Origin of the sequence: Actinomadura sp. 3N407 (genome assembly GCF_052245875.1) — a bacterium.
In the GTDB taxonomy this organism is placed as follows: domain Bacteria; phylum Actinomycetota; class Actinomycetes; order Streptosporangiales; family Streptosporangiaceae; genus Spirillospora.
This window is the reverse complement of sequence record NZ_JBQQBP010000077.1, coordinates 1-891: the sequence shown is the minus strand read 5'-3', so window position 1 is coordinate 891 and position 891 is coordinate 1. Positions and strand designations below refer to the sequence as shown.

Here is an 891-nt window from a genome sequence, read left to right as displayed (position 1 = left end):
GGTCTGACGCATGGACTTCGATCTCTGGTGGCTGTTGGCCATCCCGTTGGTGTTTGGCTTGGGCTGGGTTGCTGCGCGACTCGACGCCCGCCAGTTGCGCACCGAACAATCGTCGCTGCCGCGCTCCTATTTCAAGGGACTGAATTTCCTGCTCAATGAGCAGCCGGACAAGGCCATCGACGCCTTCATCGAGGTGGCACGCCTCGACCCGGAAACCACCGAACTGCACTTTGCGCTCGGCAGCCTGTTCCGCCGCCGCGGCGAGACCGAGCGCGCCATCCGCGTGCACCAGAATCTCGTCAATCGGCCCGATCTGCCGGCCAACGAGCGCGATCACGCGATGTATGAACTTGGCCAGGATTTCTTGCGCGCCGGCTTGCTGGACCGTGCAGAAGAGTCCCTGCGCATGCTGATGGAAGGCACGTTTGCCGAGCCCGCCAAGCGCGTACTGCTGGAGCTTTACGAAGTCGAAAAGGAATGGCGCAAGGCCATCGATGCTGCGCGCGAGCTACAGACCCTGCAGGGTAAGGACTACGCTGCCCAGATCGCGCAGTTCTGCTGCGAGCTGGCGCAGGAAGCGTTGCAACGCAAGGACGTGCCGACCGCCATTGAGTGGCTCGAGCGCGCGCTGCAGGAGAACCCGAAGAACGTGCGCGCCACCATTCAGCTCGGCGACGTGGCGCAAGGGCAGGGCGATACCGAAGGCGCGATCAAGCGTTGGCGCAGCATAGAGCAGCAGAATCCGGCGTTCTTGCCGCTGGTGGCTGAACGGCTGATGAAGGCATACACCCAGCTCGGCCGAGCGGCAGAAGGGCTGGCGTGGCTGCGTTCCAAGATGGATGCGCGCCTGGGGCCGGAGCTGCTCGATACGGTCTACAAGTATGAATTGGA

Annotated in this window: 1 protein-coding gene; it reads left to right on the top strand. The window is 63.1% G+C overall.

Annotation, left to right across the window (positions count from 1 at the left end; translation table 11 throughout):
* Window positions 1-10: 10 nt before the first annotated feature.
* On the top strand, window positions 11-891 hold an 881-nt coding region (lapB, locus tag ACTWPP_RS44990; protein ID WP_443110617.1), incomplete at its 3' end, for a lipopolysaccharide assembly protein LapB.